Raw genomic sequence first — 24,428 nt, 5'->3', positions numbered from 1 at the left:
GCGGGTCCACGTCCCCCGCGACATGAAGGAGCGGGGAGTGACCTGGCGCGCGCCGGGCCGCGGCCTAGTAGCGGCACGCGATCTCGCGCGCCTTGGCCAGGTCGTCGTGGTTGTCCACCTCGACCCAGTCGACCTTGCCGATCGGAGCGACCGAGATCTTCTCGCCCCGGCCGACCATCTCCTGGTAGCCGTCCTCGTAGTAGAGCTGCGGGTCGCGCTCGAACGTGGCGCGCAGCGCGTCGGCCAGCCGCTCGGCCGCGCCGGGACGGATCAGCGTGGCGCCGATGTACTCGCCGTACGCCTCGGCCGGGTCCATCAGCTTGGTGATGCGCTTGAGGCTGCCACCGTCGAGGGTGACCTTCATCTCCTCGTCGGCCAGGACCTTCACGTCGTCGACCGCGAGGAGGATGTCGCTGGTGGCCTCCGCCGACAGCAGGGTCTCCTCGACCGAGACCGGGTGCACGGTGTCGCCGTTGACCAGCAACGCGCCCTGCGCGAAGTAGTCGCGGGCGCACCACAGGGAGTAGGCGTTGTTCCACTCCTCGGCCTTGTCGTTGTGCACCAGGGTCAGCTTCACGCCGTACCGCCGCTCCAGGTCCGCCTGGCGCTCATGGACGGCCCCTGCCTGGTAGCCGACGATGATGACGACGTCGCGCAGGTCGACCGCGGCGAGGTTGCGCAGGGCGATGTCGAGGATCGTGGTCTCGCCGTCGACCGGCACGAGCGCCTTGGGCAGCGTGTCGGTGTACGGCCGCAGGCGGCGTCCGGCTCCGGCGGCCAGCACCATTCCCAGCAACGTGCACTCCTAGAGGTCGATCGACTGACAGTAACCCCAAAGATTAGTTGCCTTTGTGCCCTGATCGGGTAATCCGTACGCCCGGCGGCGTTCATCCGCGTGGTTCATGTGGCGCGGACGGTGGCCGCCGGGTCAGTCGCCGGCGCCGAGGTCGGCCGCCTCGACACCCGAGCGCGGCGCCGCGAGCCAGCAGGTCACGCTCTCCCAGCAGAAGAGGCCCGTCAGGTAGAGGCAGAGCAGCGCGAACATCCCGGTGACCAGGCCGAGAGCGCCGCCGACCGCGACGGCGAGCATCCGGCCGTCCCAGCCGAGGCCGGCCACCGGCAGCCAGGGCGGCGGGTACACGTGCTGCCGCACCCGGTACACGGTGTCGTAGTGGTGGAACACCACCGCGCCGAGCAGTGCGAAGGTCAGCAGCGGCGGGACGTCGTGCGCGAAGCCGACGCTGGCCACGAAGCCGTACTCGGTGAGCCGCAGGATCGGCGGGACCAGCCAGTCGAGCCGTCCGTCGTGCCGGTGGGAGCTGCCCGGACCGGCGAGCAGCAGGGCGACCGCGGGGGCGAAGACGGCCAGGCCGTCGGTGCCCGCGATGCCGACGAGCAGCAGCACCCCGGTCACGAAGGCCCCCGCGACCGCAGGCGGCAGCGGCGGGAGCTGGCCCGCGACCAGCGCGCCCATCGCCCGGGACAGCATGCCGTCGTCCCGGTAGGCGACGACCGCGCTGCGCGGCACCGGCGTCATTTGTACGGAGACCATGCCCGCTCCCTCGCCCTGTGCGAGACCCGTTGTCATGTGAGAGACCTGCCGACGCGACCGGCGAGGGTGTACGCGAGCGCGACCGCGCCCCAGCCGAGCAGGGCGATGAAGGTCACCCTGGCGTTGAACACGGCCGCGGTGACGGCGATGAGCGCCATCCGCTCGCCGATGGGCAGCACGACGACTTTCTTCGCCCACCGGGTCGCCGTGCCCAGGTCGAGCCTCCGGGACAGGCCGACCACGCGGCTCGCGACCGTTTCCGGAGGAGCGCCGCCCCCGTCGGCCCGCCGGCGGGCCGACGGGTCGTCCGGGCGGGACAGGTCGGCGGCGACGGAGAGCGGGATCGGCGGGCGCTCCTCGCCCCACGCCGCGTCCGCCAGCGCTCCGGCGTACGAGAAGTCGATCATGTGCCGGAGCGCCTGCAGCAGCATGGCGGCGACCGCGAGCGCCCAGATGCCGCCCGGCCCGGTCGGCCCCGCCGGGACGCTCGCGGCGTAGCCGATGGCCAGCCCGGCGTACATGAGGTATTCCTTCACCCGGTCGAAGGTGGCGTCGAGCCAGGCGCCGAGCGGCGAGAAGCCGCGGGTGTAGCGGGCGAGCTGGCCGTCCACGCAGTCGAGCGCGAACGACAGCAGGAGCGCCGCCGCGCCCGCGATCTGGGCGGTCCGCTCCCCCGCCGTGAACCAGATCGCCGCCACCACGGCCAGGCCGACCGAGACGCCGGTGACCGCGTTGGGCGTCATGCCCAGCCGCGCGGCGATCCGTACGAGATGGGGGGACCAGGTGCTCACGCAGTAGGTGGTGAACAGGCCGTCGTCGGACTTGACCGCGGCCCGCAGCCGGGCGGCGCGCTCGTCCACCTCGGCCAGGCGGCGCACCGCCGCGTCCGCCGCCGTCTGGCCCGATGCCCGCGCGCAGTGCAGCCCGCCCAGCGGCGCGGCCTGCACGGGGACCCCGGCGCGCACCAGGCCGGCGAGCAGCAGGTCGGCCACCTCGCTGTCGCCCGCCCGGCCGAGCCCGCGGTGCTGCGCGAGGTCGGCGAGTTCCTCGGCCACGTCGGCGAGGCCGGCGAGATGAGCCTCGCCGACCTGTAGGACGCCGCGGAAGGTGGCGTCCGGCGACTCGACCCGGTGGAAGGAGTTGCCCGCCGCCGCGATCCGTCCCCGTTCGGTGCGCACCGGCGGCAGGAGCGGCCCGGCGGCGCCGGGCTCGACCAGCGCGCGCGAGCCGCGTGAGGGATGCTCCAGCACCGCGGCGAGGGCGTCGGTGTGGGCGACGAGGTCGCCGTACAGCACGGCCACGGGGCCGCTCGCGGCGCGCGCCGCCTTGGCGACCGCGCGCAGGTCGTCGGCGAGGCCGCCCCCGGTGTCCTCGGCCCGGGTGACGACCTGGACGTCACGGACGGAGAGCGTGCGCAGTTGGGCGGTGAGGCGGTCGAGGAGGGTGGCGCTCCCCGACGTGAGACGGGACGCGGGTGTGGTCGCGAAGACCACGGCGACCGCGCCGGTCGAGGCGCCGGGTGTGGTGCCGGGCGTCTCCCGGGCCGCTGCTGCCCCCATGGGTCTCCCACTCCGCTGTGATCACTTCCGGGTCCACACCGCAACGTAACTGAGTGATCACGGGGTGGCAATGCCATTCGGCAGCGGTTCGCGAACGGCCTGCGGGTATGGTCAGTCCGGGGAGGCATCATGATCGCGAAATCGCGTCTGCGTACGGTTGGAGTCGTGCTGGCCGGCGGGGTCGGCCAGCGGGTGGGGCTGAACACTCCGAAGCAGCTACTCAAGATCGCCGGCAGGACGATCCTGGAGCACACGCTCAGCGTGTTCGACGGCCATCCGGAGATCGACGAGATCGTCGTGCTGATGACCCCCGGCTTCGCCGACGAGGTCGCCTCCCTGGTCGAGCGGAACGGGTACACGAAGGTCACCAAGATCCTCGAAGGGGGCGCGTCCCGCACCGAGACCACGTGGCGCGCGCTCCAGGCGCTCGGCGACGAGGAGTGCGACGTGCTGCTGCACGACGCGGTCCGCCCGCTCGTCGAGCCGCGCATCATCAGCGACTGCGTGACCGCGCTCGCCCGCTACGAGGCGGTGGACGTGGCCATCCCGTCGTCCGACACCGTCGTCGTGTCCGCCCCGGGGCCGCGCGGCGAGATCATCCGCGACATCCCCGACCGCTCGCGGCTGCGCCGCGGCCAGACCCCGCAGTGCTTCCGGCTGTCGGTCATCCGGGCGGCGTACGAGCGGGCCTTCGCCGACCCCGACTTCGAGAAGCTGCCCGCGACCGACGACTGCGGTGTCGTGCTGCGCTACCTCCCCGACGTGCCGATCTACATCGTGCCGGGCAGCGAGCACAACATGAAGGTCACCCACCCGGTCGACGTGTTCATCGCCGACAAGCTGTTCCAGCTCGCCGAGAGCACCGCCCCCGCGCCGACCGAGGAGGGCTACCACGAGGCGCTGCGCGGCAGATGCCTGGTCGTCTTCGGCGGCAGTTACGGCATCGGCGCCGACATCGTGCGGCTCGCCCGCGGCTACGGCGCGACGGTCCACCCCTTCTCCCGGACCGTGAACGGCGTGCGTGTCCAGGACGCCGCCGCGGTCGAGGACGCGCTCGCCCGCGCGTACGCCGAGACGGGCCGCATCGACTACGTGGTCAACACGGCGGCGGTCCTGCACATGGGCAAGCTGGGCGAGGCCGACCACTCCACCATCGAGGAGACGATCGGCGTCAACTACCTCGGCCCGGTCAACATCGCCCGCGCGTCGTTCAAGTACCTGGCGGAGACGCGCGGCCAGCTCCTGCTGTACACCTCGTCGTCGTACACGCGGGGGCGGGCCGACTACAGCCTCTACTCCTCGACCAAGGCGGCGGTCGTCAACCTCACCCAGGCGCTCGCCGACGAGTGGGCGGACCAGGGCGTCCGGGTCAACTGCGTCAATCCCGAGCGCACCGCCACACCGATGCGGTTGCGCGCGTTCGGCGACGAACCCGCCGGAACGCTGCTGTCTCCGGCCGCGGTCGCCCGTACCAGCCTCGACGTGCTGATCTCCCGCCTCACCGGACACGTCATCGACGTGCGGCTCACCAGGTGACTGGGTACGCAGCGATGCATGGGGGGATCGTTCAAGGGAAGAAACGCGCTGCTCAGCTGGGTGGTGCTCGCGTCATATCCGGCCCTGACGGCGGCCGCGCTGTATCCGCTTCCATGGGTCTTCGTGATCCTGGCGCCGTTGTCGTACGCCGCGGAGGCGGCCCTGCCTTCGGGCGCCGCGGAACGGCTCGGCCGACTACAGCTCCCGGCCACGCTGCGCTTCATGATGCGCGAGATGGCGGCCGTGCTGCTCCTCGCCAGGACCGCCGGAGCGGAGTCCCCGTGGTTCGCGCTCCTCGCGGGCGGGCTGTTCCTGTTCCACTGGATGCGCGCCGTGCAGAGCGGTCTCGCCACCTATCTGAACCGGTGCCACAACCTGAAGCCGGTCGACACCAGGAACCTCGACGTCTCCTCCCCGCCCGCGCCGCCTGAGACGCTGGTCAACTGGCGCGGCGCCCGCCTGCTGTACCTGGACGCGCTGCCCGTCGGCACCGCCGCTTTCGGCGCGCTGACCGGGAACGACTGGCTCGGCTCGGCCGGGGTGGCGGGCGCGCTCGTCCTGGAGACCGCCGCCGTGCTGGCGCTGTCCGTCTACGTACTGCGGGCCGCTCCGCTGGCCGACCGGCGGCACGTCGTCGCGACGGTGGACGAGCGGGTCCGCGCGTACCGCCCCGAGGTGCTGCTCTACTTCTCCGGCCCGGCCGACTCGGCGTACCAGGCGACGATGTGGCTGGGCGCGCTGGAGCGGATCCGCAGCCGGGTGCTGGTCGTGCTGCGGGAGCGGGATCTGCTCGGCGCGCTGGGCCGGACGACGCTCCCCGTTCTGTGCGTCCCCTCGGCGGTCGACCTGATGAACTTCCGCGGCCTGGACACGGCGCGGGTCGCCCTGTTCGCGTCCAACGTCGGCAACAACATCCACATGCTGCGGGTGCCCGGCGTCACCAGCGTCTTCGTCGGCCACGGCGACAGCGACAAGGAGGCGTCGTTCAACCCCTTCACGAAGGTGTACGACGAGGTCTGGGTCGCCGGTCCGGCCGGGCGCGACCGCTACCGCCGCGCCGGGGTCGGCGTGCGCGACGAGGCGATCGTGGAGGTCGGCCGCCCCCAGCTCGCCGGGGTGCGGCGGACCGGTCCGGGCCTGCCGTACCCGAGCGTCCTGTACGCCCCGACATGGGAGGGGTGGACGGACGACCTGTTCCACACGTCGATGATCACGATGGGGCCCGGGCTGGTGCGCGGGCTGCTCGCCCTGGGGGTACGGGTGATCTACAAGCCGCACCCGCTCACCGGGCACCGCTCCGCGCCCGCGCGCCGGGCGCACGCCGCGATCATGCGGACGCTGCGCGACACCATGACCGGGGACGCGACCGTGCCCCACCTGGTGGTGACCGGGGACGAGCCGCACCTGTACGAGTGCTTCAACCAGGCCGACCTGCTGATCAGCGACATCTCCAGCGTCATCGCCGACTTCCTGGCGAGCGGCAAGCCGTACGCGGTGACGAACGTCGCCGGGCTGCCGGAGCGCGAGTTCCGGGAGCGGTATCCGACCGCCTCGGCGGCCTACCTGCTCGGCCCGGACTGCGCGGAGCTGCCCGGCGTGGTGTCACGGATCCGCCCAGGGGAGGACGTGCTGGCGGAGGCCAGGCACGAGCTGAGGAGCTATCTGCTCGGGCCGGACCATCCGGACGCCCTCACCCGGTTCGACGAGGCCGTCATGGCTGCCCGCGCGAGAGCGGGCGCGGCGGCGGGCCGGAGCCTCGCGACGGCGGGCGACGAGGTCGCCTGACCGTCCGGGTCACCGCCCGCCGCCTGTGCGGCTATTCGCTGTAGTGATCCTGTACGGGCATCCGCTGCACGGCGGGACGCGGCTTGCTGAGCCCCGGCGGGCTGGTCAGGAAGCCGGTGCCCCATGAGACGTGCATCGTGGCGTAGACCAGCGGCAGCCGGAGCAGCGCCGCCCCGGACAGCTCCCGCCCGGTAAGCGCTGAGCCGGCCAGGATCGCCGCGATGTACGCCCCCGGGATGAGCAGTCCGGGCCAGAAGAACGGCGACACGACAAGGCCGAGGGCCATCGCGAGCACCGCCGCGGGCGGCGCGAGGTAGCGCAGGTTGATGGTCCCCTGGTGGGTACGGGAGACCACCCGCCGCCACCGGCCGTAGTAGAAGTACTGCTTGGCCAGGGCTCGGACGTTCGGCCGGGGACGGTAGGACACCCGCATGCGCGGCTGGAAGTAGACCAGGCCGCCGGTCTCGCGGATGCGGTGGTTCATCTCCCAGTCCTGGGCGCGCTGGAAGTGCTCGTCGTAGCCGCCGACCCGCTCCAGCGCCTCCCGGCGGAAGACGCCGAGGTAGACGGTGTCGGCGGGGCCGGCCTGGCCGCCGGTGTGGAACCGGGCGTTGCCGACGCCGATCTTGGAGGTCATCGCGCAGGCGACGGCCTGCTCGAACGGGCTGACGCCCTCGGCGGCCATGATGCCGCCGACGTTGTCCGCGCCCGTCTGCTCCAAAGTCTCGACGGCGGTGGCCAGATAGTCGGGCGGCAGCATGGCGTGGCCGTCCACCCGGGCGATGATCGGATTGCGGGACGCGGCGATGGCCGCGTTGAGGGCGTTGGGCGTGCGGCCGGTGGGGTTCGGCACGACGACGACGCGAGGGTCGGCAGCGGCGATCGCGTCGGCGACCTCCTGCGTGCGGTCGTGCGATGGGCCGACGCTGAGGACGACCTCGATGGGGCCCTCGTACTGCTGGGCGAGGACCTGCCGTACGGCTTCAGCCAGGTGCCGCTCCTCGTTGAGCACCGGCATGATCACCGAAATCGGCGGCCAGTGGCGCGTGCGCGACTGGCTCGTTTGTGGCGAGTCGGGGAAGGGCTTCATGGCCTGGCTCACGCTACTGTACGTGGGGGCGGAGACGGCAACCGAAAGGTGACCGCGGGGATGCGTGGCGACCACGAGGAGGACTCCGGCGTTCGTGTGGGGGGCGACGGCAACGGCGGGGTCAGGCTCGCGGCGCGGCGGGCCAAGCGCGGCCGCACCAGCCTCCGCTCGCTGATCGTCTCCGGCTCGCTCTCGACGGCGGTGCTGCTCGGCTCCGGGGCGCTGTGGGCGATCCCCAACTACGCCATCAGCCAGGTCAAATCGGTCGACGCGGGCACCGAGGCGTCGGCGCCGCAGGGCGCGATGAACATCCTCCTGGTCGGCGTGGACAAGCGCGACGACCTCAGCCGCCGGCAGCAGAACCAGCTCCACCTCGGCCGTGAAGAGGGCCAGCGCACCGACACGATGATGGTCATCCACCTCTCGGAGGACCACACGAAGGTCACGGTCGTCAGCCTCCCCCGCGACAGCTGGACCGAGATCCCCGGCTACGGCACCCACAAAATCAACGCGGCCTACCAGTACGGCGGGGCCAAGCTCGCGGTGCGCACCGTGCAGGAGGCCACCGGCCTCAAGATCAACCACTACGTCGAGGTCAACATCCTGGGCTTCATCAATGTGGTGGAGTCCCTCGGCGGCGTCACCGTCTGCACGCCGGTCCCGATCAACGACCCGAAGACGAAGCTCGACCTCCAGCCCGGCACGTACGACCTCAACGGGGCGGACGCGCTCGCCTACGCGCGCACCCGGGCCACCGCGCGCTCCGACCTGGACCGGATCGACCGCCAGCAGCAGGTGATCTCGGCGCTCATGCAGAAGGCCCTGAGCGGCGGCACGCTCACCAACCCCGCCAAACTGACCGGCCTGGTCAACTCGGCGCTCAAAACGCTGACCGTCGACGACGCCCTCAAGAAGGACGTCTTGGGCCTGGTCGGCCAGCTCAAGGACGTCTCGACGGACGACGTTTCGTTCGCGACCGTCCCCCTCTCCGACGTGAACTTCACGACGCCGACCAAGGAGTCCGCCGTCCTGTGGGACAAGAAGGCGGCGCGTGAGCTGTTCCAGCGCATCGACTCCGACCAGCCGCTCACCGGCCCGACCGCCACGGCGTCGCCCAAGAGTTCGCCCAAGGTCTCGCCCTCGGCGTCCGCGTCCCCGGCGCTCACCGTGCCGCCCCAGCGCATCTCGGTCCGCGTGCTGAACGGCACGCTGATCACCGGGCTCGGCGCCAGGACGAAGACGGCGCTGGTCGAGGCCGGCTTCATGGTGCCCGCCCCGGCCGGCGACACCGCCAAGCGGGACACCACCACCACCGTCGTCCGGTACGCCAAGGGCCGCGAGGACTCGGCGCGCACCGTCGCCGCCGCGATCCCCGGCTCCGAGCTGCGAGAGGCGAACGTCCAGGGCGTCGAGGTGATCGTCGGCCAGACCCACAACACCGTCAAGAAGGTGAAGGTCGCCGCCGAGCAGCCGACCGCCACCCCGTCGGAGACCGCCACGCCCGCGACGTCGGCCAAGACGGCCACGGAGAACATCTGCAAGAAGTGACCCGGCCGCGGGCCGGGTCACGCCGCTTCGGGGGCCCAGCGCTGCCGTACGGGCGTGAAGGCGGCGGCGCCGGCGACCAGCAGGCATCCGGCCCCGGCCGCCAGGTAGACCGCGGAGGAGCCGTACCCTTCCGCGGCGGCGGTGAGCACGGCGGCGCCGACCGGCCCGAGGGCGTAGTGGACGGTCCAGAACGCGGACGTGACCCGTCCGAGCAGGTGGTCGGGGGTGACCTCCTGGCGTAGCGACATGCTGCAGATGCCGGCGATGGTCGTGGCGAACAGGAACGCCGTCATCATCACCGCGACGACCGTGACGTGCCCCGCCATGCCCAGCGAGATGACGGCGATCCCGCCCAGGGTTTGCGCGCCGATCCAGCAGGGGCCGAAGCCGAACTTCCGGCGCGCGCGGCCGACGAGCGCGGACGCGGCGATCGTCCCGGCCGACGCGACCGCGAGGACCGTCCCCACGGCGGCGTCCGTCTGCCCCAGGTCCTCTTTCAGGTGGTAGATGGTGATGTCGGTCAGCCCGGTCGTGACGAAGATGAAGAAGGACAGCAGCACGGTGAGCGAGCGCAGCACCGGGTGCCGCCACAGGAACCGCACGCCGTCCAGGAAACCGGCGAGGCCGCTCATCGCCGGGGCGGGGCCGCGGTCGCCGCGCGGCCTCGGCCGTACGAGGCACAGCCCGAGCGCGGAGACCGCGAAGCTCGCCGCGTCCACGCCGATCGCGATCGAGGGGCCGAACGCCCCGGCGACCACCCCGGCCAGCACCGGCCCCGCCACCCCGGCCACCGCGTACGACGCGGAGAGGCGGCCGTTGGCCTCGGTGATGCGGTCCGGATCGACCAGCGCGGGCACCACCGTCACGTACGTGACCTGGAACGTCATGCCGAAGACCGCGCCGAGGGGGACGATCACATAGAGCAGCCACACCTGCGGCGCGAAGAGCCAGACGATCGGGATGAGCCCGTAGAGGACGGCGCGCGCGACGTCGCAGACGATGAGCACCGTGCGGCGGTCGAGGCGGTCGGCCACGACCCCGGCGAAGAGCCCTGTGACGACCGACGCGACCCCGGACAGGCCGGTCAGCAGGCCCATCTGGAGCACCGAGCCCGTCGCCTTGAGGGCGAGCAGCGGGATCGCGACGGCGGTGAACATGTCTCCGGCCACGGAGAGCGTCTGCGCGATCAGGAAGATCGTGAACCCGCGGTCTCTCCGCACTTACGGCCCCTCCGCTACATGATCGACCGATGATCGCCGCATCACGTTAACCGTCAGGCCGTCCGGGCCGCATCACGTTAAACCGCCGGGCCGTCGGAGGCGCGTCACGTTGATCCGGCAGCCTGTCCGGGCACATCAGGTCAGACCGTCAGGCTGTCAGACCGTCCGGGCCGCCGCCCTCGCGATCGCGCCGCCGATCAGCGTTCCGGCAGCCGGGCCTCGATGCCGTCCAGCAGGCGTTCGAGGCCGTATTCGAACCGCTCCTCGACGTCGCCGTACGCGCGCCCGCCCTCGGTCGCCATCTTGGTCACCATGGGGTGGTCGCCGCTCGCGATGATGGACATCAGGTACGGCTTCTGGAGGGCCGTCCACTCCCTCAGGTCGAGGCCGGTGCGGCGCAGCGCCTCGGCCTCGGCGAGCTCGCTCTGCACGAACCCGTTGACGTAGGCGAAGACCCCTCCGATGAGCGTCAGCATCTCGTCGACGCCGAGGCCGAGGCCGTCCACCATGTGGAGGGACGCCTCCAGGAGCCGCAGCCGGTTGGGGCTCGCTCCCTGGCGGCTCGCGGCCAGAGGCGCCAGCCATGGATGGCGCAGCATAGTCAGCCGCGCCCGCCGGGCCAGCGCGCCGAGATCGGCCTTCCAGTCGCCGCTGAGGACGGTGCCCTCCGGGAGGTACCGCGCGACGACGGCGTCGATCATCAGCTCGATCACGTCGTCCTTGCCCGAGACGTAGCGGTAGAGCGACATGGTCCCCGCGCCGATCTCGGTGGCGAGCCTGCGCATCGAGATGGCCTCCAGGCCCTCGGCGTCCGCGACGCGGACCGCCGCCTCGGTGAGCGCGGCCCGGCTGTAGTTCGGCTGCGGGCCCCGGGCCGGCCGCTCAGGGCGCATCCACAGGTTCTCGCGCACCATCGTCTCCCCCTATTGCGTACGCCGTACCGGGTAAGTATGGTCGAAACATAATTGAGTACGCCGTACCCGGTTTCATGGAGACCCCGTGACGATTCCCCTGGCAGACGATGTGTTCCGCGCCCCCGGCGTGGAGCTTTTCGACTTCCCCCCGCTGTGGGAGGGTGCGCCGTATTGGCTGACCAAGCCGGTCGTGCTGGCCGTCGGTGGGGCGCTGGTGGTGTGCGCGCTCGCCTGGGCCGCCTTCGCCAGGCCGACGCTCGTGCCGCGCGGGATGCAGAACGCGGGCGAGCTCGTCTACCTCTTCGTGCGCGACCAGGTGGCCCGGCCGTTCCTCGGCAAGGACGCCGAGCGCTGGATGCCGCTCCTGCTCAGCCTGTTCTGCCTGATCCTGCTCTGGAACTTCATCGGGGTCGTCCCGGGGCTCCAGTTCCCGGTGAACGCCCACATCGCGTTCCCCATCGTGTTCGCGCTCGTCGCGTACGTGATCAAGATCTATCTGGGGATCAGGCACCAGGGGCTGGTCGGCTACTTCAAGAACCTGATGTTCCCGCCGGGCCTGCCCAAGCCGCTGGCCCTCACGCTCTACGCGCCGCTCGAACTGCTCTACACCTTCGTCACCGCGCCGTTCACGCACGCCGTACGGCTGTTCGCCAACATGTTCGCCGGGCACCTGCTGCTGGCGTTCTTCAGCGCCGCCGGGTTCTGGCTCCTGCATGAGCAGCCGTCCCTGGCGGGAGCGCCCGTCGGGGTCCTGAGCGTGGCCGTCGCGGTCGCGATGACGGCGTTCGAGATGTTCATCCAGTTCCTGCAGGCGTTCCTGTTCACCCTGCTCACCGCGATGTACATCGGGGCCTCACTCCATCCCGAGCACTGATGCGGGAGACCGTCAGCGGACGGCGTCCTGGGCGTCCTGATAGGCGGCGGCGATCTTGATCTCGTACTCGTGGTGATCTGTCACGGTCTCGCGGTCGTCCGGGTAGCGCACGCAGAATTGCGCCGCGGTCCCCTGGATCCGCTTCGCGAAGCAGCGCCCGTCCGGTTCGTCGTCCGAAGCGGGTACGGGGCTCCAGCCGTCCTCCCGCGCCGCGTCCGCGTAGAAGGAGGCCACGTCGGCGCGAGACGTCGTCAGGTCGTGGCGGAAACCCCGCACGGCATAGGGAATCCTGTCGTCGCCGTCGCACCCGGGATAGGGGCGCTTCACCGCTCGCGCCCCCGGCGGGTGGAGGCCGAGGGCGGGCAGAGACGCGAGGGCGGCGGCCAGCCGCTGCTCCTCGACGGTGCAGCCGGACGCGTCGACGACCACCGCGCGGACCCCGGCGACGGCGAGGCCGCCGGCGAGCGCCAGACCGGCCAGGACCAGCGTGATTCCCCAGCGCATCGATACAGGGCCCGCACTTCTCGGAGGGGTTTCGCCGCGCGCCGCGTCGCTGATCCTTTTCATGCTGTCTCCGTTCGCTCGACGCCGTGGCGACACCAGAGGACGGCCCAGCGTGCCCGCCGCGCTGTTTTCGACCGGCCTTTCATCATCCACACCGATCCGCGGACGACGGGTCGCACAGCACCACGTAGCGGTCCCGCGAGAAGACCTCGCGATATCCGCGGCGCCGTAATAGTTGAACGTCGGCAGCCTGGTCCTGGACCGAATCGAAATGGGGCTGCCTGTCGTTGAGATCAGCCAGTATCCACGGGGCACGCTCGGGCCGTAGGGCCGTTTTCGCGGCCCAGGCGACGACTGTGGCCCGCGCGGACATATTCGGCCCGAGCGCGCCCGCCGCCTCCACGAGGACGCCGTCCGGAATCCGCCGAATGGCCTCCTGCGCCGCGGCGAATCGCGGCCCCGTGCGGTACCAGCTCGGTGAGAACAGATTGCCCAACGCGAAGAACGGCACGATCCCGACCGCCGCGACGGCGACGACGGCCGTCCAGGGCCAGACCACGTGCCGGAGTCGCCGCCCCTTCACCATGCGGCGCAAGCGCGCGCCGCCGTCCACCGCGGCGCAGAAGAGAGTCATGACGACCGCCGCGTTGTAGTGATAGCGCGTCCCCCACCAGCCGGCGGCCCCCGGGTCCGTGGCGAGCATCCGTTCGGCGAGCAGGACCGCCGCCGGCAGCACGTACGGCGACAGCAGTGGAAGGAAGAGCAAGGGAGCGAACAGCAGGAGCAGCGTCACCGGCTTCGTTCCGGGGGTGGCGAGGACGTGCAGGATCTCCTGCGGCCGGGTCACGATGTGGACGACCGCCTCGCCGACGTCGTCGCCCCATCCGCTGTAGTACCAGTAACGGCGCGGATCTCCGCCGAAGGCCGGGACGAGGACGTAGCCGACCAGCCAGAAGAAACCCACCCCACCGAGGACCATCGCGACGCCCGTACGCCGCCACTCGCGCAGGAAGAGAAGGCCCAGCCCGAGGCCGGCGACGAGGAGCGCCAGGTCTTCCTTGACCAGGAGCAGGGCCGTCGCCGCGGCCAGAACGTGCCATCGGCGCCCGGCCTGCAGTCGCTCGAACAGGATCGCGGTGATCAGCGGCACGAACGCGTATTCGTGGAAATGGAAGTTCACCGTCTCGGCGACCGGCCAGGAAATGACGTAGGCGATCGCCAGCAGATACGCGGAGGTCACGCCGAGAGCGCGCCGCGCGTAAACCCAGAAGGGCACCACGGCCAAGGCCAGCAGGGCGGCCTGCGCCACGATGAGCGTCTCCGGGCCATTGTGGATCCAGTAGAGCGGGGCCAGCACCGCGAGAATCGGCGAGAAATGGTCGCCCAGCAGCGAGAACGCCGAGCCGAGTTGCTCCCAGTTTCCCTTCACGGTCGAGAGGGGCGGCCCGAACCCCGCGTACCCACGTACACCCTGGTCGAATATGACCAGGTCATAAATCCCGGTCCTGAACGTGAAAAACTTGACCAGCCCGAGCAGCGAATACGCGAGGAAGGCGACTACCGCCACAACTCCCACCGCGTACCGGTGGCGGAAGAATGCGCGAGATCGACCCGAGAGCATGAGGTCGAGCATGTCATGATCTTGCTCTCCGCCACCGACGATCCGCAAAAATGGAAAGAACCGACATTCTGCGCGTTTTGTCGGGTTTACCCCTCCAGAAAATCCGACATAACGCCATAGTCACGCACTATGTCCATGAAATACCCGAGACAAGGTTCCGCACGTCACGGTCACCGTCCTTCCGCGGGAAGCGTCCGTTGACCTGCGCCCCGTTCGTCACCGGTGGGTCGACCGGAGGCCCTCACCGCACCACGGCAGGAGAGTCTCAGAGCGCTCTGGACAGCCGGGCTTCCACCTCGCGATAGCGGGCCACGGAGATCAGGTGCACGCCGTCGAAGGCGCCCGAATCGCGGATGCGCAGCACCTGCTCACAGGCGGCCTCGACTCCGGCGAGCCGGTCCCCCGCCACGCGCTCCACCAGCTCGGCGGGGATGTCGATGTCCGGGATCGCGGCGGACAACCGGCGGGCGTGGTTCTCGCTGGCGATGACCATCACCCCGGCGTAGACCGGCACGTCGACCGGGTTGGCCTCGCGCCAGCGCAGCAGCGCCTCCAGAGAGAAGCTGACCTGGGCGAACACGAAGTCGGCCGCGCGCTTCCAGGCGGGCAGGGGGCGCAGCCCCGCGGCGGTGCCGACCCGGAAGGCGGGGCAGCCCGCGAAGGCCGGGTCCTCACTGAGCGAACGAACCTCGTCGATCATGGATCGGACGGTGAGGTCGCTGGTCCGGTTGCCCGTCGTGGGCTTGTCGCCGTACACGAAGAGGAACTGGTCGACCCCGTAGGCCGCCGCGGTGAGCAGGTCCCGGCGGAAGCCCAGCAGGTTGCGGTCGCGCGAGTTGAGGCAGGCGATGCTCCTCCCGCCCATCGCCTGGACCTCGTGGGCGACGGCGACGCTGGACACCGTGGCCCGGCCGATGTGGTTGTCCGGGATCAGGAAGGAACCGGCGATCTGGCTGAGGGTGCCGATCTGGTGGCGGACACGCGTGAGGTCGGGACGGGTCGGCGGCTCGATCTCGCAGACGAGCTCGAAGGGGCGATCAGTCATGCCGCCAAACCTATGGGAATCGTGATCTCCAGGCCGGGCGTTCCGGCCAACTTGCACCGGGCCGGCCGTTCGGCCCGCAGACCGCCGCCCCAGAACCCGGCAGGCTCAGGGTCATCGTGGATCAATCGCGCCCGCTTTCGCGCGCCGCCTGATTTCAGTAGTCACTCAGCGTGATTCGACGGCGGTCTCGTGAACGCACATGCGTGGTTCTTCCGGCGACAGACCGGTGTATTTTCCGGCGAAGGCCAGGATGTCCGCGGTCATGGCGCGTTCCTTGCTCGCGGGAGACGCGGCGTGGGCGGTGTCGGGTTCTCGGCGCATGAGGATCGGCCGGTCACTGCTGGTGGCGTACTGGAGGGCCGCGCACATTTTGGTGACATGGGCTTCGCCGGTCTGCAGATCGGTTACCGCGCCGGCGAGAAGGAATGCGGGATAGGGAACTCCGCGCGTGACGTTGTGGTACGGGGAGTATGTGAGTAGCCATTGGAGTTCTTCGGGCCGGGAGGCGCTACCGAATTCGTCCGTCCATGTGCATCCCAGGCCGAATTTTTCATAGCGCACCATGTCGCACAGCGGGCCTTCGGCGATGACCGCGGCGTACAGGTCGGGTCGCTGCGTGGCCGCGGCGGTGACCAGGAGTCCGCCGCCGGACTGGCCGTAGATCGCCAGTTGGTCGCGAGTGGTTCGACCGGTGCCGATGAGCCAGGTCGCGGCGTCGTTGAAGTCGCTGATCGCGCGGTGTTTGTACGGTCCACGGCCGGCGTCGTGCCAGTGTTGGCCTTCTTCGCCGCCTCCGCGTACGCAGGCGACCGCGTACGTGCCGCCGGCGCCGACCCATGCGGCTGCCAGGGGGAAGAACCATGGGCGCATCGGCATGCCGAAGCTGCCGTAGCCGTAAAGGAGGGTGGGCCGCGGGCCCGCACGTTCATCAGCCGGGGTGAACAGGAACAGCGTGATCTCGGTGCCGTCGGCGGCGGGATAGCGAACGCTGCGGCTGCGGATCTCTGCGGTATGTCCGGCTGTTGTGGCGCCGGTTTCCTGTTCGGTCGTCCCGCTGATCGCGTCGTAGCGATAGATGGTGGGAGGGGTGGCCACGTCGCAGTAGCTGAACCACGCGTGACGTCCGTGCGGGACGTTCGTCCGCAGGGAGGACACGACGCCCGCGCCGGGAAGGGGCAGGCCGGTGAGCGGCCGGCCGGTGTCCAGGTCGTGCAGGGTCAGGGTGGAGGTGCCGTGGCGGGCGCGTGCCACCAGGAGGAGGGGCCGTGGAAGTGCCGGGTCGTCCAGGACCAGGCACTCGTCCAAGGGGGCCTGCGGATCTTCGGCGACCAGCGTGCGCCAAGCGGCCGGGTCCGTGTCGTGCAGGCGCGCCGTACAGATACGGCCACATGGGGCCTGGTAGTCGGTGACCAGCAGCAGATCTCCGTCCGCGAGGAAGCGCGGAAGAACCCGGGCGCCTGTGGTGCGTCCGTCCACGATCCTGACGAAACGCGGGGCTTCCGGATCGATGAGCTCGGCGACGTACACGTCGTTGGGTGAGGCGGTCCCGACCACCGCGGTGATCGCCAGATAGCGGCCGTCGGCGCTGACCGTGAGTCCGTAATAGTGGTCCGGGGCGTCCTCTCCGCCGAACACCACCGCGTCGCTCTGCCAGGGCGTTCCGATCCGGTGCAGCCGCACCCGCCGCTGCAGACGCATGTCGCCGGGGGCCAGTTCCTCGTCGGGAACCCGGCTGACGTAGTAGAACGCGTCCCCTCCCGGCAGCCAGGCGAGCGAGGTGTTACGGGCGCGCGGCAACGGCCCGTCCACCGTCTCCGCGGTACGCACGTCCAGCACCGTGATGTCGCTGCCGGGCTGCTCGGCGACCTCCATCTGGACGGCCACGCGTTCACCCTCGCGCGACGGCCACCAGGCATACAGCCCGGTATGGCCGGACGGATCGATCGCCGCCGGATCGACCAGCACCCGCCTGTTCCCCTCGGCGTCGACGACGAGCAGGCGCCGTTGCTCATCCCCGCGGAGCTGCTCGGCAAGGAACATGACCGGGCCACGCGCCATCGGAGGCTCGGACACGCCGAAGGATGACACCTGATCCAGCAAGGACGCCCACGATCGCGTCTCCGGCCATCCGGTGCTGTGCGTCCGGAACAGTCGGTCCTGCGCCGCGGCCCAATCCCGCACATGCGCGTCATCGCCGTCTTCCAGCCACCGGTACGGATCGGAAACCGGGAATCCGAACAGATCCTCCACCACATCGCCGCGCCGGGCGGCAGGGTAAAACAATCGCGCCATAAACGCCCCCAATGCGTCGCCCCGCTATATAGGTCGAGGTACTGCGGCCGGCACGCACCGCAGTACCTCGATTCGCTCAGCGGCTATGACTGACCGCGGAGAATGTCCGCCTGCCAGCCGCGTGCACCACCAACGCGACTAGCCGGAGCGTTCGCTGCATAGGGCAGGTATCCGCTCATGTAAGCCTCCCGGATTCGGCGATTCGCCCGGAGTGAGCGATTCCACAACTATATCTCCACGCCTGGATCAAGAAAGGCAGGCGTCACCCGACGGCGAGCGCTGGCGCTCCCGGCTTTTCGGCACGCTCTAGCCGAAAAGCCGACCGGCGTATCGACTATCTCCCTGCCAAGATCCACCGCAAAAGAAAAACGCATACGGGAATGCCGGATGAAACTCGATCTCACGCAAAAGCTACTCGGAGCCTTTCGAGATAGATCCCAGGACTGACGGAGTCCTCGCATCGCGAGACCGAGAGCAATCAACGGGTCACCGAGGTCATCGCGAGCCCCCTTGACGACGCGGAGCGGATTTCGCGGCCGCTCCTCCACCGCCCTCGGCCACATCCCCGCAGCAGGCGGAGGCTTCGTTCAGGTTGAAGAGCCCGTACGCGGTCGCCCGCCCCTTCGACGCAGACACCATCCGGTGGCACCACCTCGGACACGGCCCTCGGTGCCGCCGCTCTCGTAGGCCGGCGGGACCATGACCATGCGCTGGATCCGGCCGGCGCCCTCGTAGACCTGGGTGATCTCCGACGTGCGATCAGACCGCCGCCGAAAAATAACTCGATCATTGAAATGAGCAGTGGTTACCCTTGCGGGCGTCTCGCATCACTTCTCGCTGTTTTCGGTACTCCCACGGAACAGCGACGAAACAGAACAGAAGCGTGGAGGCGCCCCATGGCGATACCCAAGAAGGGCTCACGCCCCATCAGCGTCGACGGCACCGCCTTCCGTTGGCGCGTCCGGCATAAGGCCACCCGCCCCCAGGGCAACGCCGGGAATCCCCTCACCCTCGCCGTCGAGCGGGCCGAGGACCCGGGGCGTGTTCTCGTCGTGTCACTTCCCTGCGCCCGGCCGGACAACTCGCTCGGAGAACGGACGATCGCGGTTCGCCCCGCCCTCGTCGCCGGATGCATCCGGCGAGCCGTCGAACAGGGCTGGAACCCCGGGCAACCGGGCTCGGCATTCGCCCTCACCGTCACCGAGGACGAACTGGCCGTGCTTCTGGGCGAACCGCCTCAGTACCTGATCCCCTTCCTCTGGGGCGTGATCCCTGAAGGCGGAAGCATCGAAGACCTCCCTCGTTGCACCGAAATCTGGAGCCGCGACAAAGAAGACGCCGGCCAGGCGTCTTCTGTTGTATAGGGAAGAGCAGATACCTCGGCGACGCTTCCTGCCCTGTTCAGCCGGTGATTGCGCAAGACGGTGTCGCTGTACGGCGCGATTCAGGACCGGCCACTCGTCGATGTAGTCACCGCCATGCCGCGACATGCGAAGCGACGGAACCCCGCTTTCCGAGGGAAGCGGGGTTTTCGCTGATCAACCCCTATTTGAGGATCACCGGCCGCGGATCCGGAAGACCGGGTACCGGTGCGCGATCGCCTCGAACTCCGACAGCGGCGCCCGCCGGTCTACGGGGATGTGGGGCCGCGCGCCAGGGGCGACGGCGAGATAGCGACGGAGCACGGGAGCTCGTTGCTCCACCGGAATCTCCTCCAGTGTGACCTCCTCGCGGCCACGCCGACGCAGGATGGCGTGGCCACCCGCGGCGCGGACGTTGCGCACCCAGTTCGCGTCCGGTCCGAGCATCGACACCAGGAAGCGCTCCCCGTCATGTTCCGCGACGGCGACCGGCAGCGATGTCGGCCGGCCGGTAGTCCTCCCGACAACCTCCAAGGTGACCGCATTTTGCGGGGAGAAGACTCCCGATGCGTACAGCCGTGCGTCGATGCGGTTCCACGCCCGCATGAACGCCCCCGGCCGACTGCCTTCGTACAGCTTGCGCTTGAGCGCACCGAAGTACCCGGCCAGCGACTGAATGATCATGCCTGCGACGCCGGTCGCGCTCTCCTCCACAGCAGCGCGACCGCCAGGAGTCCGGCCAGGCTCGGCACCATCCCGACCCAGCCAAGCAGCGGCGGCAGGCCCGTGTCTCCGGAGCTGTCCCGCACGAGCAGGGTGAACAGGCCGACGCTCAAGCCGAGCGCGAACACGAGGGTCGCGACGCTGCGGGCCCACCGCTTGCCCGCCCCGACCGCCCAGATGGCGAAGAACCAGCAGCTGATGCCGAGCGCTCCGACAACTGACAGGCAGACAAGCCACGTCATGACGGCGGTGTCGACGCGGTCCTGCGGGAAGGTGGGGTAGCCGGCCCGGATGTGACCGGCCAGCACTCCGCCGGTGGCACGGTCGATCCACGGGACGATCGTCGCGACGACGGTGAGCCCGAGGCCCGCGTACATCGCGCCGACGGCTGATTGCTGACGCCGTGTCTTGGTCATCGATCTGTCTCCTTCAAAGTAAGCCGCACATGCCGTGCGCAACTGGCGGAATCAGGTGGTCACGCCGCTGCGCGGGCCGTGGTGGTGGGCGTTGCCGATCCACGTGCGGGTCGATTCGTAACGGCGGTTCGTCATGTCCCTTCCTCGGCCTTCTCGGTACGCCATCCGGCCAGGCAGCGAGTCATGGCCGAGCTGACAGCACCAGCTGATCCACACAGGTCGCGACGGTTTCCGGGGCAACGCACTGAGGCCCTACTACCTACACCGTAAGTATTACCTACGGCGTAGAATATAGGCCTACGGTGTAGGTTGAGCAAGGAGCGAGAGGACGGCGAGTGACGAAACGCGGACAGGGCAAACCGGCCGGGCTGAGCCGCGAGCGGATCGCCGTCGCGGCGGTGGACCTTGTCGATCGCCAGGGGCTTGAGTCATTCGGGGTGCGGCGCCTGGCATCCGAACTCGGCGTCGACCCGATGTCGATCTACAACCACATCAAGGGCAAGGCCGCACTGCTGGACGCCGTCTCCGAAGCCGTCCTGGCCGAGGTCTCGGCCACCGCCGCGCAGTGGCCGGACGACTGGATGGACATCGCGCGCACCATGGCCCGCGGATACCGGGACATGGCGATACGCCATCCCCGGATCTTCCCTCTGCTGGCGACCCGAGCGCAGACCTCAGCGGTGGCGTTCGAGGCGCTTGAGCGGCTCACCACGGCCATGCGCCGCGCCGGGATCGCCGACCAGGCGATCGCGGACGCTCCCCTGGTTCTCTTCGGCTTCCTCAACGGGTATCTGCTCGCCACCTTGAGCACGGATCCCGGCGAGGCCGGTGGCCCCGCGACGGGCGCGGCCGAACCGGCGTTCGATCCGGCCCTGTATCCGACGATGGCCGCCCTGGCTCCCCTGCAAGCGGGCTTCGGTGGTGAGCCTGAGTTCGAGCGGATGCTGGCAACGGTCCTGGCCGGCATCGCCGAGGGCGCGGCCAGAGCGTAGGCGGCGCGTTAAATGCGTTGCGAGCGGCCACGACGCCTTCGTAAGGTCGGCGGCATGCATCGCACGTCCTTCGTCTTCATCCGTATCCGCAGCGGCCGGGCTCTGGCTCGCTAGCGAACGCGGTGACTTCTTAGCGCGTCCGCAAGAGCGCGCCCAGGGCCCTTCGAGATCCCATTCGTCTCGAGGACCCGAAAGGGCTGCAGCTGTGGCGCAGAACTTCGCACACGGTAACTATTCCCACACTCAGAAGAAGGCCAGGAACAGCGGCGGCGGGCGCACCCCCAGCGACAGGGCGCGGCGCACGCTTTCCCAGAACCTCCTGGCCGACACCCATGCCATCGACCTGATGATCGAGGCGGCGCGACCGCACGGGCTCGTCCTCGAACCCGGCGCCGGCGAAGGTGCGCTGACGGCCGCCCTGGCCACGATGGCGGGCGTCGAGGTCGTCGGCTACGAGAACGACCCGCTGCTGGCCGCCAAGCTCAGGGCCAGGACGGGGCTGAAGATCGTCAAGGGCGACCTCACCGCCGCCACGCCGCCGCAGGAACCGTTCGCGGTGGTCGGCAACACCCCGTACCCGATCACGTCGCAGATCGTCGACTGGTGTCTCCGGGCCCCGGCGATGACCTCGGCGACCCTGCTCACCCAGTTGGCGTACGCCCGCGAGCACTCGGGCGACCTCGGCCTGTGGAGCCTGGTCACGGTCGAGAGCTGGCCGTGGTTCCACTGGGAGTTGATCGGCCGGGTCGGCCGGGAGAGCTTCCGGCCGGCGCCCCCGGCCGACTCGGGCATCCTGCGCATCGAGCGGCGGCCGGAGCCGCTGATCGATGCCGGCGGGACCTGGCGGGAGCTGGTGGAGCTCGGTTTCACCGGGGTCGGCGGCTCCCTGAGCGCCTCGCTCAAGACCCGCCACCAGGGCGTGGACGACGCACTGGCCCGGGCGGGCGTGGAGCGCGACACGGCGGTCGGCCACGTCCACCCGGACCAGTGGATCACCATCTACCGGGAGATTCATCACGATCTTTAGGCTCGGTCCACCACGTCGTCCGCCCCGTGCCCGGATGGTTCACACGCGCGTCGTGACTCCTCCGGGCGCGGGCACGCCGTGCGGCGCCGGGTGGAACGGCCACCACACTGCCCGGCCGAGAAGCGTCATCGCCGACGGCAGAATCAGAACGCGGATGACGAAGGCGTCCAGCAGCACGGCGGTCGCCAGGCTGAAGCCGATCTGTTTCATCTCGGCCAGGTGCAGGAACACGAAGGCGGCGAACACGGTCACCATCACGACGGCGGCGCTGGTCACGACACCGGCGGACGTGCCGATGCCGTCGACCACGGCCTGACGGGTGGGCACCCCGCGCATCACGGCCTCCCTGATCCGGCTCACCACGAACACCTGGTAGTCCATCGACAACCCGAAAAGGATCACGAAGAGGAACAGCGGCACCCGGGACCCGATCGCGTTCGTGGCGCTCGGGTCGAAGCCGAACAGCACCGACGCCAGGCCGTGCTGGAAGAACACCACCAGCAGGCCGAACGCTCCGGCTGCGGACAGCAGGTTGAGCGCGATCCCGACCAGCCCGAGCACCAGCGAACGGAACATCACGACCGACATCACGAAGGTCGCAAGCAGCAGGAACCCCACGACGAGCGGCAGCTTGGCGTCCTGGTTGGCGAGGTAGTCGGCGTCGCGGGCCACATCCCCCGTGACGGCCGCCTCCACCCCCGGCAGCCGGCTGACCGTGGCGGGCAGGTAGTCGTCACGGAGCCGGTCGAGCGACTCCCGGGCCTTCGGCGAACTCAACCGGAACGGAGTGGACAGTTCCAGGACACTGACGCGCCCGTCGGCCGACTCGCGTGCCTTCGCATGCTTGGCGAACAGCGGGTCCGCCTGCGCGCGTTGCGCGAGATCTCGCAGCGCCCGCGCGACCTCGGCCGCCTGTCCGGGCTCGGACCGTACGACGACCTGGTGCTGGACAAGCAACTCGGGGAACGCGGCGGTCTGCCGGTCGTACACCTGCAGCGCGGGGATCTCGCGTGAGTGGCTGTCCTTGTTCAGGACCCTCAGTTGCATGCCCAGCGCGGGAAGCGCCAGTGCGACCATGACCAGCACCGACAGGCACAACGTGATCGCCGGATGCGTGCTCGCCGGACGCAGCAGGGCGCTCCAGACCCGGCTCGTGCCGGCTCTCTTGGGTGCGACCGGCCTGCGCCTGCGGGCCGCCCGCCCGCCGATCTTGACCAGAAGCGCGGGCAGCACGGTGAGCGAGCTGATCACCGCGACCAGGACGACGACGATCGTGCCCGTGGCGAGGGAGGCGAAGACGATGTCCCCGGCCAGGTACAGCGTGGCGGTCGAGATGATCACTGCGAGGCCGGAGACCACGACGGCGCGGCCCGAAGTGGCCGCCGCAATCTCCACCACCGCCTCCGGGCTGAGCCGTCCCCCGGCGCGAGCACGCTCCTCGCGTTCCCGCTTGAGGTAGAACAGCGTGTAGTCGACGCCGACCGCCATGCCGATCAGCAGGATGACGTTGTTGCCCACACCGGCGTCCGGGACGATGTGCGAGACCATCATGCCGAGCCCCATCGCGGCGGCGATCGACGAAAGCGCCAGCAGCAGCGGCACACCCGCCATGACCACCGAGCCGAAGACCAGCAGCAGGGTCACCAGTGTGATCGGCAACGTGATCGCCTCGGAGAGCGCCAGGTCGTCGCCGCGCTGCTTGTCGACGCCCTTGCTGATCGAGGGGCTGCCGGTCTCCTCCACGACCAGGTTCGGGTGCTCCTTCTGCACCTGCGAGGTCTGGTCCAGCAGCGCGTCGACGTGCTTGCGGGCGTCGAGTTCCTCGCCCTTCATCGTCACGTCCACCCGGAGTACTGAGCCGTCCAGCGATCGCACCGGCGGGTCGACGTGGGCGACCTCGGGCAGAGCCGTCATGCGAGCGGTGAGGTCCTTCACGACAGCGCGGGACGCCGCCACGTCCAGCGGACCGGACCTGGCGCGGACCGTGACGTACTCCACGGGCCTGCGCTGCAGGTCGCCCGCGGCGGCCATCGCCTCCGCCCGGCCCGCCTCGCCGACCCGGTAGTCCTCGGTGGACGCGCTGCGGGTGCCGACTGCGGCGCCGGCACCGAGACAGAGCGCGACGAGCAGGAACCAGCCGATGATGGCCCGCCATGGATGGGCGGCGCTCCAGCCCGCGACCCGAACGGTCAGCGGCCGCCTCGTCTCGCCGTTCACCGGCCCGCGCCGTTCGGCTCGGGGACGGCACTGCGGGATGATTTGCGTTCGAGCAGCATGAGCTGCTCTCCTTTCCTTGAGGTTCGTGTGCGTTGAAGGCACGCCGTCGAGGCGTGGGGCACGCGACTTCGTTTCCGGGGTGGCGAGTGCCA

General features: G+C 70.0%; 21 protein-coding genes. 8 read left to right on the top strand and 13 right to left on the bottom strand.

Going from position 1 to position 24,428, the window contains the following annotated elements:
• Window positions 1–64: 64 nt before the first annotated feature.
• From ACQP1V_RS07940 to ACQP1V_RS07930, 3 genes are all read right to left on the bottom strand, one after another.
• Window positions 65–796: a sugar phosphate nucleotidyltransferase gene (locus tag ACQP1V_RS07940; protein WP_433353341.1), complete on the bottom strand. Its 732-nt coding sequence runs from the start codon at window positions 794–796 to the stop codon at window positions 65–67.
• A gap of 132 nt (window positions 797–928) precedes the next feature.
• Window positions 929–1,552, bottom strand: coding sequence for a DUF5941 domain-containing protein (locus ACQP1V_RS07935; protein WP_433420377.1), 624 nt, complete (start codon window positions 1,550–1,552; stop codon window positions 929–931).
• A 32-nt stretch (window positions 1,553–1,584) separates the two neighbouring features.
• Window positions 1,585–3,111, bottom strand: coding sequence for a CDP-alcohol phosphatidyltransferase family protein (locus ACQP1V_RS07930; RefSeq protein WP_433420374.1), 1,527 nt, complete (start codon window positions 3,109–3,111; stop codon window positions 1,585–1,587).
• A gap of 129 nt (window positions 3,112–3,240) precedes the next feature.
• On the opposite strand from ACQP1V_RS07930, the gene ACQP1V_RS07925 reads away from it, so the two are divergent.
• Entirely contained in the window at window positions 3,241–4,647 is a 1,407-nt protein-coding gene (locus tag ACQP1V_RS07925) for an SDR family NAD(P)-dependent oxidoreductase (protein ID WP_433420371.1), read from the top strand.
• Window positions 4,648–4,665: 18 nt separating this feature from the next.
• A complete protein-coding gene (locus ACQP1V_RS07920) occupies window positions 4,666–6,432 on the top strand; it encodes a CDP-glycerol glycerophosphotransferase family protein (protein WP_433420368.1) in 1,767 nt (588 codons plus the stop codon).
• Window positions 6,433–6,463: 31 nt separating this feature from the next.
• Here ACQP1V_RS07920 and ACQP1V_RS07915 read toward each other — a convergent pair whose 3' ends face one another.
• Complete coding sequence (locus tag ACQP1V_RS07915; RefSeq protein WP_387408445.1) at window positions 6,464–7,450, bottom strand: glycosyltransferase family 2 protein; 987 nt, start codon at window positions 7,448–7,450, stop codon at window positions 6,464–6,466.
• On the opposite strand from ACQP1V_RS07915, the gene ACQP1V_RS07910 reads away from it, so the two are divergent.
• Both ACQP1V_RS07910 and ACQP1V_RS07905 read left to right on the top strand, forming a co-directional pair.
• Window positions 7,449–7,574 carry a hypothetical protein gene (locus ACQP1V_RS07910; RefSeq protein ID WP_387347851.1) on the top strand — a complete coding sequence of 42 codons (126 nt, stop codon included), beginning with the start codon at window positions 7,449–7,451 and terminating at the stop codon, window positions 7,572–7,574. The genes ACQP1V_RS07915 and ACQP1V_RS07910 overlap by 2 nt on opposite strands.
• Window positions 7,575–7,582: 8 nt before the next feature.
• Window positions 7,583–9,070 carry an LCP family protein gene (locus ACQP1V_RS07905; RefSeq protein ID WP_433420365.1) on the top strand — a complete coding sequence of 496 codons (1,488 nt, stop codon included), beginning with the start codon at window positions 7,583–7,585 and terminating at the stop codon, window positions 9,068–9,070.
• 17 nt (window positions 9,071–9,087) lie between these two features.
• On the opposite strand, the gene ACQP1V_RS07900 is transcribed toward ACQP1V_RS07905, so the two are convergent.
• A complete protein-coding gene (locus tag ACQP1V_RS07900) occupies window positions 9,088–10,290 on the bottom strand; it encodes an MFS transporter (RefSeq protein WP_433420362.1) in 1,203 nt (400 codons plus the stop codon).
• Window positions 10,291–10,487: 197 nt separating this feature from the next.
• Window positions 10,488–11,204, bottom strand: a complete 717-nt coding sequence (locus ACQP1V_RS07895; RefSeq protein WP_433420361.1) for a TetR/AcrR family transcriptional regulator — start codon at window positions 11,202–11,204, stop codon at window positions 10,488–10,490.
• Between the two features lie 85 nt (window positions 11,205–11,289).
• On the opposite strand from ACQP1V_RS07895, the gene atpB reads away from it, so the two are divergent.
• Window positions 11,290–12,078 (top strand): F0F1 ATP synthase subunit A, encoded by a 789-nt coding sequence (gene atpB, locus ACQP1V_RS07890; RefSeq protein ID WP_433420358.1) that lies wholly within the window; start codon window positions 11,290–11,292, stop codon window positions 12,076–12,078.
• Between the two features lie 12 nt (window positions 12,079–12,090).
• On the opposite strand, the gene ACQP1V_RS07885 is transcribed toward atpB, so the two are convergent.
• The 4 genes from ACQP1V_RS07885 to ACQP1V_RS07870 all read right to left on the bottom strand — a co-directional run bounded on the left by ACQP1V_RS07885 (window position 12,091) and on the right by ACQP1V_RS07870 (window position 17,540).
• Window positions 12,091–12,582 carry a hypothetical protein gene (locus tag ACQP1V_RS07885; RefSeq protein ID WP_433420355.1) on the bottom strand — a complete coding sequence of 164 codons (492 nt, stop codon included), beginning with the start codon at window positions 12,580–12,582 and terminating at the stop codon, window positions 12,091–12,093.
• Window positions 12,583–12,727: 145 nt separating this feature from the next.
• Window positions 12,728–14,149, bottom strand: a complete 1,422-nt coding sequence (locus ACQP1V_RS07880) for a DUF2079 domain-containing protein (protein WP_433420353.1) — start codon at window positions 14,147–14,149, stop codon at window positions 12,728–12,730.
• Between the two features lie 319 nt (window positions 14,150–14,468).
• Window positions 14,469–15,248 (bottom strand): methylenetetrahydrofolate reductase, encoded by a 780-nt coding sequence (locus tag ACQP1V_RS07875; RefSeq protein ID WP_387408439.1) that lies wholly within the window; start codon window positions 15,246–15,248, stop codon window positions 14,469–14,471.
• 165 nt (window positions 15,249–15,413) lie between these two features.
• Window positions 15,414–17,540, bottom strand: coding sequence for a prolyl oligopeptidase family serine peptidase (locus ACQP1V_RS07870; protein WP_433420351.1), 2,127 nt, complete (start codon window positions 17,538–17,540; stop codon window positions 15,414–15,416).
• An 896-nt stretch (window positions 17,541–18,436) separates the two neighbouring features.
• On the opposite strand from ACQP1V_RS07870, the gene ACQP1V_RS07865 reads away from it, so the two are divergent.
• Window positions 18,437–18,904, top strand: a complete 468-nt coding sequence (locus tag ACQP1V_RS07865; protein WP_433420348.1) for a hypothetical protein — start codon at window positions 18,437–18,439, stop codon at window positions 18,902–18,904.
• A 192-nt stretch (window positions 18,905–19,096) separates the two neighbouring features.
• On the opposite strand, the gene ACQP1V_RS07860 is transcribed toward ACQP1V_RS07865, so the two are convergent.
• Window positions 19,097–19,585 carry a nitroreductase family deazaflavin-dependent oxidoreductase gene (locus ACQP1V_RS07860; RefSeq protein ID WP_433420345.1) on the bottom strand — a complete coding sequence of 163 codons (489 nt, stop codon included), beginning with the start codon at window positions 19,583–19,585 and terminating at the stop codon, window positions 19,097–19,099.
• On the bottom strand, window positions 19,582–20,040 hold the full coding sequence (locus ACQP1V_RS07855; RefSeq protein WP_433420343.1) for a hypothetical protein: 459 nt from the start codon (window positions 20,038–20,040) through the stop codon (window positions 19,582–19,584). Before ACQP1V_RS07855 ends, ACQP1V_RS07860 begins: the two co-directional genes overlap by 4 nt.
• 335 nt (window positions 20,041–20,375) lie before the next feature.
• Here ACQP1V_RS07855 and ACQP1V_RS07850 point away from each other — a divergent pair, with 335 nt between their 5' ends.
• Together ACQP1V_RS07850 and ACQP1V_RS07845 are read left to right on the top strand one after the other, a co-directional pair.
• Window positions 20,376–21,032 (top strand): TetR/AcrR family transcriptional regulator, encoded by a 657-nt coding sequence (locus tag ACQP1V_RS07850; RefSeq protein ID WP_433420340.1) that lies wholly within the window; start codon window positions 20,376–20,378, stop codon window positions 21,030–21,032.
• 205 nt (window positions 21,033–21,237) lie between these two features.
• On the top strand, window positions 21,238–22,059 hold the full coding sequence (locus ACQP1V_RS07845; protein ID WP_433420337.1) for a ribosomal RNA small subunit methyltransferase A: 822 nt from the start codon (window positions 21,238–21,240) through the stop codon (window positions 22,057–22,059).
• A 39-nt stretch (window positions 22,060–22,098) separates the two neighbouring features.
• Here the strand turns inward: ACQP1V_RS07845 and ACQP1V_RS07840 are convergent, their stop codons facing one another.
• Window positions 22,099–24,276: an MMPL family transporter gene (locus ACQP1V_RS07840; protein WP_433420334.1), complete on the bottom strand. Its 2,178-nt coding sequence runs from the start codon at window positions 24,274–24,276 to the stop codon at window positions 22,099–22,101.
• Between the last annotated feature and the right edge of the window lie 152 nt (window positions 24,277–24,428).

It is taken from the genome of Microtetraspora malaysiensis (assembly GCF_050947145.1).
Lineage (GTDB): Bacteria > Actinomycetota > Actinomycetes > Streptosporangiales > Streptosporangiaceae > Microtetraspora_A > Microtetraspora_A malaysiensis.
Note: the sequence above shows the minus strand (reverse complement) of the source record. Positions and strands in the feature narration are given on the sequence as shown.

What these genes read in the sequence shown, in the direction of transcription:
- ACQP1V_RS07875 (WP_387408439.1), bottom strand. Translation starts at nt 15,248, where the DNA reads ATGACTGATCGCCCCTTCGAGCTCGTCTGCGAGATCGAGCCGCCGACC.
- ACQP1V_RS07885 (WP_433420355.1), bottom strand. Translation starts at nt 12,582, where the DNA reads ATGCGCTGGGGAATCACGCTGGTCCTGGCCGGTCTGGCGCTCGCCGGC.
- ACQP1V_RS07865 (WP_433420348.1), top strand. Translation starts at nt 18,437, where the DNA reads ATGGCGATACCCAAGAAGGGCTCACGCCCCATCAGCGTCGACGGCACC.
- ACQP1V_RS07920 (WP_433420368.1), top strand. Translation starts at nt 4,666, where the DNA reads ATGGGGGGATCGTTCAAGGGAAGAAACGCGCTGCTCAGCTGGGTGGTG.
- ACQP1V_RS07925 (WP_433420371.1), top strand. Translation starts at nt 3,241, where the DNA reads ATGATCGCGAAATCGCGTCTGCGTACGGTTGGAGTCGTGCTGGCCGGC.
- ACQP1V_RS07910 (WP_387347851.1), top strand. Translation starts at nt 7,449, where the DNA reads ATGATCACCGAAATCGGCGGCCAGTGGCGCGTGCGCGACTGGCTCGTT.
- ACQP1V_RS07930 (WP_433420374.1), bottom strand. Translation starts at nt 3,111, where the DNA reads ATGGGGGCAGCAGCGGCCCGGGAGACGCCCGGCACCACACCCGGCGCC.
- ACQP1V_RS07905 (WP_433420365.1), top strand. Translation starts at nt 7,583, where the DNA reads ATGCGTGGCGACCACGAGGAGGACTCCGGCGTTCGTGTGGGGGGCGAC.
- ACQP1V_RS07915 (WP_387408445.1), bottom strand. Translation starts at nt 7,450, where the DNA reads ATGCCGGTGCTCAACGAGGAGCGGCACCTGGCTGAAGCCGTACGGCAG.
- ACQP1V_RS07935 (WP_433420377.1), bottom strand. Translation starts at nt 1,552, where the DNA reads ATGGTCTCCGTACAAATGACGCCGGTGCCGCGCAGCGCGGTCGTCGCC.
- ACQP1V_RS07895 (WP_433420361.1), bottom strand. Translation starts at nt 11,204, where the DNA reads ATGGTGCGCGAGAACCTGTGGATGCGCCCTGAGCGGCCGGCCCGGGGC.
- ACQP1V_RS07855 (WP_433420343.1), bottom strand. Translation starts at nt 20,040, where the DNA reads ATGACCAAGACACGGCGTCAGCAATCAGCCGTCGGCGCGATGTACGCG.
- ACQP1V_RS07860 (WP_433420345.1), bottom strand. Translation starts at nt 19,585, where the DNA reads ATGATCATTCAGTCGCTGGCCGGGTACTTCGGTGCGCTCAAGCGCAAG.
- ACQP1V_RS07870 (WP_433420351.1), bottom strand. Translation starts at nt 17,540, where the DNA reads ATGGCGCGATTGTTTTACCCTGCCGCCCGGCGCGGCGATGTGGTGGAG.